Raw genomic sequence first — 6507 nt, 5'->3', positions numbered from 1 at the left:
TATTATAACACAAAAACGCCCCGTGTAAACAGGGCGTTCTCGGAAACTAAATTAACTTTCGACCTTGCCAGGGTACGCCACCTTGAACAAGCGTTCCATTCGCTCGACAGCCTCCTTATGGCCGGGAGCGTCCCTGTTCATGTAGGCCTTCTGGAAGTCAGTGTCAGTTTGCAATTTGCCAATTTCAGCCTTGGCCGCTTCCGGTCCGGCAACAAAGCCCGACTGTGAGGAGCGTCCGCCGAAGGCCTGATCCTCACCCAGTTGCTTGCCGATATTTGCGAACAACTTGATCAGCATCGGATTGTCACCCTCACCAGATTCGTTCAGGTACTTGACGAGGTCTTCGCTGCCGAAGGTCTTGACCGCACGTTGTGCAAGTTGAACGTTAACGTCGAACTCATTGCCCTTCCACTCACCGCGCAGTTGCTCAAGGGCTTGTTCACGCTGAGCGCTGCGAGCCTCTTGCATAGACTTCATGTCGCCGCCGACCTTGGCCACATAGTCTTGATACAGACCGTCAGCTTGCTTTTGCGTCAGACCGTGCTTGTGGAAGATGTCTCGGGCCCACTTTTGAGTAGCCTCATCCTTCGGCGCACCTTCGACCGTGGTCTCGGAGAACTTGTATCCGTCTGCCGCGCCGGGTCGCCCGAGCTTATTGTAGAAGTCAGCCATCTCAGCCGGCGAAGCGTCGGCCTTCGGCAGAACAATCTTGTCGGCGCCGATCATCGACTGTGCGTGGACAAAGGATTTTGCGAGACCGCCGACGTCCTTAATGTCAGTGAGTGCCGGGTGCGCACGCAGGTCCTCAGGCAGAGAACCCCGCCAGTCTGCCGCTCCGCCAGTGCCGCCGGTCAGAGTTGAACCGCCAGAACCATCTTCATTGCCCTCGGGGGCGCGAAGAACATGCCGCTGAAATTTATTCATTTGTTGTTTGCTCCATCAATTGTTGAAGTTTGCCAAGGTCGTAGTTCAGCATCTTGAGAATACTCAATACGACACGGCGCTCGCCATCCCGCATAGCTGTAAGCTGCGGGTCACCAGGGGCGACGACTGGCTCGAACACGTGGCAGTTCTTTGCCAGATGCGCGAGCACAATCTCGCCCTGAGGTGTCTCAAACGTCGACCGATAGGCTTCGACCAACGCGTGTTTGTTACCGAAAATCTTCTGGAGGGCGTCACGCACCATTCTTGCCTCCGTTAACCACAGCCAGGCTTGCGGCGCCCTTACCGGCCTTATTAAACGAGTCTGCCGCCATGTTCAGCTGCTCCGCTTGGACCTGCTTGGCCTGCGCATCAGCACGTTGTTGGCGAAGGTCTGCGACCTGCTTGTCCGTGAGCAGGGTCTTATACGACACATCGTACACGTCAGCCATAAAGTCAACCACGCCGTCGCCGTCGATCTTGTCAAGGATTTCCGGCTTAACAGCCGCTACTTGCGCGAGGGTCTCCATCATGCGCTGGAAGGCCATGACCTGCGTCATGCGCTGAGCCTTAGCCACTGGCGACACATAGTCAACCTTCAGCTCAACACCTGCTAGCTGCTGTGGAATCTCTCCGAAATAGCCCTTGCGCAGAAGAATGCCGAAGACGCGATCGATCAATGGGTCGAGGAACTCGGACTGCTGGCGACTAACTGCTGGAGCCATGAGGCGCATCTTTTCCTCAGTGCGCTGCATAACCTCAGTGGCCGTCATCTGTGGGCCTTCCTGCAAGTTCATCCAGTCAACGAAGAAGCTACGAATGATATGTTGCCGGCGTGAGTCAATCAGGTCGAAGCCAATATCTACGCGACCACGAGTTTCCAGCGGCCGAATCAACTGCTCTGGGTTGAGTGTCGAATTGTAGTAGTTGATACCACCTGGCGACGTCTTGATCGGAAGTAGGAAGCCCTCATCTGGCATCATAAGCGGCGGATCAACAATTTTCTGTGCCGCCACGATAATGGCCTTTGCCATGGCGTTAACCATGCGAATATCGGGCATGGCTGTCATTGCCGGGCTACGCCCATAGCGTTCGCCTGTCAGTTTGCTCCAGCGCGGTACCATAAACGGGAAGTCATGGTAGCCAGACTCGGCCAGCACCAACTTCTCCTGTGGGTACAGGTACCACGATGCAAAGCGACGCGCCTTCGGAGAAGCTGAGCGCGGATCGAAGTCCTTGCGTGGAGCCACGAAGTGAACGAAGTCATGCTTCTTCAGCGGGTTCTTGCGCGCATCTTCCTGGAACTTTGCCGACGGAAAGTTCGGCCACAGTTGGAGAGCCTGCCGAGCCTCGAGCTTGAAGGTCCGACCGATCGTATCGACCCGGCCATAGGCGTCCTCGTCAATGACGCAATCTGCCAGGTGGTACGTACAGAAGCGCAGGGGCGCGTGCACATACTCTTCTTCCACGTACATGATGCCCGTACCGAAGGCTCCAAGGTCGAGATAAAGTTCGTGAGCTTGCGGATTGAAGTTCGTCTTCTGCGAATTGAAGATCCCGAACATAATGTCCGTGGAATTCTGCAACCAGCGTTGAACCTCATCGTCTTCACTGAGGGAGTCTTCCATCTCCACAGGAAGCGCCAGCCTAAACCAGCGCTGCGTGGGACTCGTGAGGTACGAATGCAGCCCTGACGCCAGTTGCTCTAGCGCCCACGGTGCCGTGGAGTCATAGATCTTGTTCTGGAGTTCCTGACCCGGCGTACGTTCGTCGTAGAACGCGCCACGACGCGGCAACACTAGATCTGCAGCATCTTGCCAGAGGCGGTTCCAGTTCTGCTTTTCCTGCTTGAGCTCCTCCACGCGTTGGCAGAGGTCCCTAGCAATCTGCTGTTGATCGTTCATTTAGCCTCCCAGGAGGGTCTTGGTAGCGGTGCTTGCCGTGGACGTATCCCCAGTCGAGCCGGTAAGTACCGTTGAAGAACGGCCTGCGCGCAAGCGGTTCTTGTCACGCGCGCTAGCAGCAGCTTCTGCCGCAGCCTTGTCCGAAGCTGCCTGGTTCAGGGCTTTAGCCTCATTGGCGGCCTGTTCCTGAGCGTCACGTGCTTTGGACGCCGACTTCTTCTGTTGCTGCACAGAGTATGCCGTTGATGCCGCCGTTGCAGCAGCTGCGATGAGCATAGCCGTTGATGTAGCGATAGCCATGTTACAATCCTTTCACAAAAATGCGCTCAACTTGTTCGTAGCCCATGCGTGTATACATCTCTGCGACGGTGTCGGGCATGGACCCCTCTAGTAGAGCCATTGTTATTGCAACAGCCCCAACATCCTTTGCCCAGCGCTCGGCGGACCGATACAGCTGGATAGCAACTCGCGTGTGGCGGTAATCCTCATCGACGTACCAGAACAGTTCCTGGGCCAGGAGCTTTGTCTGAACAGTTTGCGATGGCGCAACCACCACCCCGATACCGCCTACGATCTTGTCCCCGTCCTCAGCAACCATGAAGAAGACGTTCGGTGCGCCAATCAGCTGGTCGAGCCCTTGTGTGCAATCGGCATCGTCACCCAGCACCTTTTTCCAGCCAGACAGGTCGAAGAACTGCCGCCCATACTTCTGGACGAATGGCCAATCCTCAATTGTTGCCTGCCGATAATTCATACCTACCTCCGATTATGACATTATACCATGACTGTTCTGCCCGTATTCGGAATTTTAATATCCCAACGGGTCATAGTTACTCTCTGTCTGGCGCGGCAGCTTAACGGCGTATTGCCGCTTTTCCTTGAACGCAACGGCCAGGTACCTGAACGCATCGGCCCCATGTGATGTCCAATCGTGGTCAGGCGAGTCATTATAGCACCGCATCTTGTCGTTCCAGCTCTTCTTATACTGGCGAAGAGCCTCGATCCCACGGTCACACTTCGACTGATCGAACCAGCATTTACCCAGGATGTTTCGCACGGCTTCTATACCATCCTGCACGGAAAGCTTTGGTACTGTGGTGAACTTGACTCCAAGGGCTGCCGCGACATCCTTGCGGCTCTTGCCCACTGAGAAGTCGCGCACCTCAATATCATGCGGCGCGTAGTGCTTCCCGTACAGGTAGTTCTTCTCCGCAAGCACCTTCGCATAGTGGACCATCCCCTCGCCACTATTCTCATAGTAGTCGATGATCCGGATCTCCATCCCTGAGACTTGGTAGAACCAGATAGCCGTCGAGTCATGCGTGCCCAAGTCCCACGCTGTGTGGACCTCCAACCGTGGTTCGTATGGCACGGTGCAGATGCGCTCCTCCTTGAGGGCCTTCTCCATCTGCGTACCGTAGTATGAGCCTACGAGGGCGGCATCGAACGAGCAATAGAACTCCTGCTGCACCATCTCCTCAGGCATGCCGGCAAGGCGTTCCTCCTCGATGACGTCGACGCCGATTGCCTGCGTGTCCTCAATGGTAAGGGTTTGCGCAAACCAGCGCGGGTTCCTCTTGGCCATGCCGATGATCTCGTGGCCGTGGTTGCGCCCCCGCGGTGTGTAGATGAAGAGGGCCCAACCGCCGTTCTCCGCCAGAATCGGGCGAATGTAGTCCCACGCTCTGGGGTCCTGCAGCGAGTACTCCGAGAACACGCAGCCGACGGGGTTTGCACCCACCAGGCGGTCGACGTTGTCCGTGCCGACGACCTGCCAGATCGAGCCGTTCTCCAGCTCCAGCTTCATCTCCGTGTTGTTCTCCGACCTGATAGCCTCACGTGGCCACGCATCACGAAACGCCTTACCCTCCTTCGTCCGACCGTCCCACACGATCTTCCGACCCTGGTTATATGTAGGCAGCAAGTGCCAGTATAGGCCTGGTCTGGTAAACGCGGAGACAACCGTCCAATTCAGGGCTGTAGCATCCTTGCCAGCACGTCTGTGCCACACAGCGACTGCCCGCTTGCCACCCTTCTCGAGATACGACCAGAGCGGAATCTGATACGTCCGCGGCATCCAATTGACTGGTACTTGTATGTTAGACATTCGTCGTTACCTCACAGGTCAATTATGCCGTCGTCATCTGTTTTCAGCTTCTCCACGTCGGCGCGCATGGCTTCAAGGGTTACGTTGTCTAGCTCCGTAACGTCCTTCATCAGCTTGCGGGCCGCCTGATTGTCGAGCATCAACCGACTGCCCTGGAGCTTGTCTAGTTGCTCCGCCATAATCGCAGCCTGGTCCGGCATGACATCGGAGAAGCGCACGACGCTAAACGTCACGGCGGCCTTAATCTCCTTGTTGACGTCGAGGGACCGTTTCTTCGGATGCACGTACTGAGCCAGCTCCTTGGCGGCTGCGAGCTGTTGATCAGCGTCCTCGGCCAACTCGCCGCTAGCAAACTTCGCCATAATGCGAATCGGGTCAACACCCTCATCTTCCAGCGTATCCAGAATCGGCTTGTTAACTAGCGGGTTACCCTGGCCGTTGTCGTAGTGCTTGGTCATGGTAGGGTCCTCAAATGATTAGACTTCGGTTAATGGTTGCCTCCACTTCCTCGGCTGGGAACTTCTCCAGCGTACGGAGGTGCTGCAACAGCTTATCTAGCTGCTGAAAGCGCGCGACAAACGGATCTAGGCCGCAATACACCCGCAAAGGGACTGCGAAGGCCTCAACCAGGTTTCCAACCTCCTTGGCGCTCGCCGAGCCGTTCATGTACTGTCGCGGAATGTTCAGTTTATATCGCCTTACGGGGGCGGGCGCACGCGTGGGGGCGCGATAGTAATTTGAACTGCAAGCCTTGCATGCGCCGCAGTACGTGATGACGTAGTGTCCCGCTACGCGCTTCGTGGATTTGTCGAACGCGGACAAGGGCTTCAGGGTCCCACATCGTACGCAGCGCCGATCAGACATGGGCCAGCTCCCGCGCTGTGCGCTTATTGGCATTGCGAACACGGTAATATTCCCGTGTGCACTCCTTGCAGTACGGGTTAGTCAGGTATGCGTAGAACTCCTCGTGAGGCTTGGTCTCCTTACAACGAGGGCATTTACGTTCGTCGCCGTCCTTCTTCAGTGTTACTGTCATCGATACACCAGTCATTTCCTGACTCCAGTTTTACGTCGCTGAAAGTGCTTCTTCACAGCGTTCAGTTTCTTACGGCTACACTCCTTGCAGAAGTAACCAAGGCCAGAGGCCCATGTAAAGTTGGCCTCAGATTTCGCTTCATGGCAGCTGGTGCAGACTCGTGTACCCTTGCCACCGACTGTTTGTGGGCCGTCCTGTACAGCTTGGTGCGCGACCCAGCGTTTGAATTCTCCAGCATCCATGCTAACACCTCACGAATAGATAATGTATTATACACCGCTGGTTGCCGGTTGTATACGGAAATTGATCCATTGAGCAAGTCGTTTGCATACATATAGGCAAACCAAGGGAACAAGGTTGACTCATTCAGCATACGCGAGGTCTAGCCCTTGTAACTCAGGCGATTTCTCGGCATACTTGTGCCAGTTTGTATTAGCAGCTCTAATTATGGTTATAAGCAATATGACTCAATAATTGCCCCAATATATCCTAAGTTATTGACTCAATTATCTTTTTGTTGTCGATATTGGGTGTATTGT

The 6507-nt window shown here is 55.4% G+C and carries 7 protein-coding genes; all 7 read right to left on the bottom strand.

Features of this window, described 5'->3' with window-relative positions:
• Positions 1–51: 51 nt before the first annotated feature.
• The 7 genes from CAPSK01_RS20195 to CAPSK01_RS20165 are packed head-to-tail and all read right to left on the bottom strand — an operon-like array spanning position 52 to position 5390.
• Positions 52–924, bottom strand: a complete 873-nt coding sequence (locus CAPSK01_RS20195) for a hypothetical protein (RefSeq protein ID WP_034931126.1) — start codon at positions 922–924, stop codon at positions 52–54.
• On the bottom strand, positions 917–1186 hold the full coding sequence (locus tag CAPSK01_RS20190) for a hypothetical protein (protein ID WP_034931123.1): 270 nt from the start codon (positions 1184–1186) through the stop codon (positions 917–919). The genes CAPSK01_RS20195 and CAPSK01_RS20190 overlap by 8 nt, the downstream gene beginning before the upstream one ends.
• Entirely contained in the window at positions 1176–2825 is a 1650-nt protein-coding gene (locus CAPSK01_RS20185) for a portal protein (protein WP_273704186.1), read from the bottom strand. Before CAPSK01_RS20185 ends, CAPSK01_RS20190 begins: the two co-directional genes overlap by 11 nt.
• The gene (locus tag CAPSK01_RS20180; protein ID WP_034931120.1) at positions 2826–3125 is read right to left on the bottom strand and encodes a hypothetical protein; all 300 of its coding nucleotides are present in this window, start codon (positions 3123–3125) and stop codon (positions 2826–2828) included.
• A gap of 1 nt (position 3126) precedes the next feature.
• Entirely contained in the window at positions 3127–3579 is a 453-nt protein-coding gene (locus tag CAPSK01_RS20175; protein ID WP_034931118.1) for a GNAT family N-acetyltransferase, read from the bottom strand.
• A gap of 54 nt (positions 3580–3633) precedes the next feature.
• Positions 3634–4932, bottom strand: coding sequence for a hypothetical protein (locus CAPSK01_RS20170; RefSeq protein WP_034931117.1), 1299 nt, complete (start codon positions 4930–4932; stop codon positions 3634–3636).
• A gap of 11 nt (positions 4933–4943) precedes the next feature.
• Positions 4944–5390 (bottom strand): hypothetical protein, encoded by a 447-nt coding sequence (locus tag CAPSK01_RS20165; protein ID WP_034931114.1) that lies wholly within the window; start codon positions 5388–5390, stop codon positions 4944–4946.
• Positions 5391–6507: the final 1117 nt, after the last annotated feature.

Origin of the sequence: Candidatus Accumulibacter vicinus, assembly GCF_000584955.1 — a bacterium.
GTDB classification, from domain to species: Bacteria; Pseudomonadota; Gammaproteobacteria; order Burkholderiales; family Rhodocyclaceae; genus Accumulibacter; species Accumulibacter vicinus.
This window is presented reverse-complemented; position numbering and strand designations above follow the sequence as displayed.

Bases quoted from the DNA above. Each gene is read 5' to 3' on its own strand.
- CAPSK01_RS20195 (WP_034931126.1), bottom strand. From the start codon at position 924: ATGAATAAATTTCAGCGGCATGTTCTTCGCGCCCCCGAGGGCAATGAA.
- CAPSK01_RS20190 (WP_034931123.1), bottom strand. From the start codon at position 1,186: ATGGTGCGTGACGCCCTCCAGAAGATTTTCGGTAACAAACACGCGTTG.
- CAPSK01_RS20185 (WP_273704186.1), bottom strand. From the start codon at position 2,825: ATGAACGATCAACAGCAGATTGCTAGGGACCTCTGCCAACGCGTGGAG.
- CAPSK01_RS20180 (WP_034931120.1), bottom strand. From the start codon at position 3,125: ATGGCTATCGCTACATCAACGGCTATGCTCATCGCAGCTGCTGCAACG.
- CAPSK01_RS20175 (WP_034931118.1), bottom strand. From the start codon at position 3,579: ATGAATTATCGGCAGGCAACAATTGAGGATTGGCCATTCGTCCAGAAG.
- CAPSK01_RS20170 (WP_034931117.1), bottom strand. From the start codon at position 4,932: ATGTCTAACATACAAGTACCAGTCAATTGGATGCCGCGGACGTATCAG.
- CAPSK01_RS20165 (WP_034931114.1), bottom strand. From the start codon at position 5,390: ATGACCAAGCACTACGACAACGGCCAGGGTAACCCGCTAGTTAACAAG.